The 2,504-nt window shown below is 56.4% G+C and carries 1 rRNA gene; it reads right to left on the bottom strand.

Going from position 1 to position 2,504, the window contains the following annotated elements:
- Positions 1-31 precede the first annotated feature (31 nt).
- A 23S ribosomal RNA gene (locus tag AB0D66_RS34455) occupies positions 32-2,504 on the bottom strand; the annotation flags it as partial.

Genomic DNA, 2,504 nt, shown 5'->3' with positions numbered 1-2,504 from the left:
TTCAGAACTAACACAGTGGACGCGAGCAACTGAGGACAAGCCCTCGGCCTATTAGTACCAGTCAGCTTCACCCGTTACCGGGCTTCCACATCTGGCCTATCAACCCAGTCGTCTACTGGGAGCCTTACCCTCTCAAGGAGGTGGGAATACTCATCTTGAAGCAGGCTTCCCGCTTAGATGCTTTCAGCGGTTATCCCTCCCGAACGTAGCCAACCAGCCATGCCCTTGGCAGGACAACTGGCACACCAGAGGTTCGTCCGTCCCGGTCCTCTCGTACTAGGGACAGCCCTTCTCAATATTCCTACGCGCACAGCGGATAGGGACCGAACTGTCTCACGACGTTCTAAACCCAGCTCGCGTACCGCTTTAATGGGCGAACAGCCCAACCCTTGGGACCGACTCCAGCCCCAGGATGCGACGAGCCGACATCGAGGTGCCAAACCATCCCGTCGATATGGACTCTTGGGGAAGATCAGCCTGTTATCCCCGGGGTACCTTTTATCCGTTGAGCGACGGCGCTTCCACAAGCCACCGCCGGATCACTAGTCCCGACTTTCGTCCCTGCTCGACCCGTCGGTCTCACAGTCAAGCTCCCTTGTGCACTTACACTCAACACCTGATTGCCAACCAGGCTGAGGGAACCTTTGGGCGCCTCCGTTACCCTTTGGGAGGCAACCGCCCCAGTTAAACTACCCATCAGACACTGTCCCTGATCCGGATCACGGACCGAGGTTAGACATCCAGCACGACCAGAGTGGTATTTCAACGGCGACTCCACAACCACTGGCGTGGCTGCTTCAAAGTCTCCCACCTATCCTACACAAGCCGAACCGAACACCAATATCAAACTGTAGTAAAGGTCCCGGGGTCTTTCCGTCCTGCTGCGCGAAACGAGCATCTTTACTCGTAGTGCAATTTCACCGGGCCTATGGTTGAGACAGTCGAGAAGTCGTTACGCCATTCGTGCAGGTCGGAACTTACCCGACAAGGAATTTCGCTACCTTAGGATGGTTATAGTTACCACCGCCGTTTACTGGCGCTTAAGTTCTCAGCTTCGCACGCCCGAAAGCGCACTAACCGGTCCCCTTAACGTTCCAGCACCGGGCAGGCGTCAGTCCGTATACATCGCCTTACGGCTTCGCACGGACCTGTGTTTTTAGTAAACAGTCGCTTCTCGCTGGTCTCTGCGGCCACCCCCAGCTCACGGAGTAAATCCGATCACCAGTGATGGCCCCCCTTCTCCCGAAGTTACGGGGGCATTTTGCCGAGTTCCTTAACCATAGTTCACCCGAACGCCTCGGTATTCTCTACCTGACCACCTGAGTCGGTTTAGGGTACGGGCCGCCATGAAACTCGCTAGAGGCTTTTCTCGACAGCATAGGATCATCCACTTCACCACAATCGGCTCGGCATCAGGTCTCAGCCTTATATGAGGGACGGATTTGCCTACCCCTCGGCCTACACCCTTACCCCGGGACAACCACCGCCCGGGCTGGACTACCTTCCTGCGTCACCCCATCGCTTACCTACTACAAGTCTGGTTCGTCGGCTCCACCACTTTCCTTTCCCCGAAGGGTCCGGAACGGCTTCACGGACTTAGCATCGCCTGATTCGATATTGGGCGTTTCAAAGCGGGTACCGGAATATCAACCGGTTGTCCATCGACTACGCCTGTCGGCCTCGCCTTAGGTCCCGACTTACCCTGGGCAGATCAGCTTGACCCAGGAACCCTTAGTCAATCGGCGCACACGTTTCTCACGTGTGTATCGCTACTCATGCCTGCATTCTCACTCGTGAACCGTCCACAACTAGCTTCCGCTGCTGCTTCACCCGGCACACGACGCTCCCCTACCCATCACAGCGGGCGTTGGCCCTATTGCTGCAATGACACGACTTCGGCGGTACGCTTGAGCCCCGCTACATTGTCGGCGCGGAATCACTTGACCAGTGAGCTATTACGCACTCTTTCAAGGGTGGCTGCTTCTAAGCCAACCTCCTGGTTGTCTCTGCGACTCCACATCCTTTCCCACTTAGCGTACGCTTAGGGGCCTTAGTCGATGCTCTGGGCTGTTTCCCTCTCGACCATGGAGCTTATCCCCCACAGTCTCACTGCCGTGCTCTCACTTACCGGCATTCGGAGTTTGGCTAAGGTCAGTAACCCGGTAGGGCCCATCGCCTATCCAGTGCTCTACCTCCGGCAAGAAACACACGACGCTGCACCTAAATGCATTTCGGGGAGAACCAGCTATCACGGAGTTTGATTGGCCTTTCACCCCTAACCACAGGTCATCCCCCAGGTTTTCAACCCTGGTGGGTTCGGTCCTCCACGAAGTCTTACCTCCGCTTCAACCTGCCCATGGCTAGATCACTCCGCTTCGGGTCTAGAGCGTGCAACTCAATCGCCCTATTCGGACTCGCTTTCGCTACGGCTTCCCCACACGGGTTAACCTCGCTACACACCGCTAACTCGCAGGCTCATTCTTCAAAAGGCACGCAGTCACGAC

Source organism: Streptomyces sp. NPDC048270 (assembly GCF_040652335.1).
In the GTDB taxonomy this organism is placed as follows: domain Bacteria; phylum Actinomycetota; class Actinomycetes; order Streptomycetales; family Streptomycetaceae; genus Streptomyces.
This window is presented reverse-complemented; position numbering and strand designations above follow the sequence as displayed.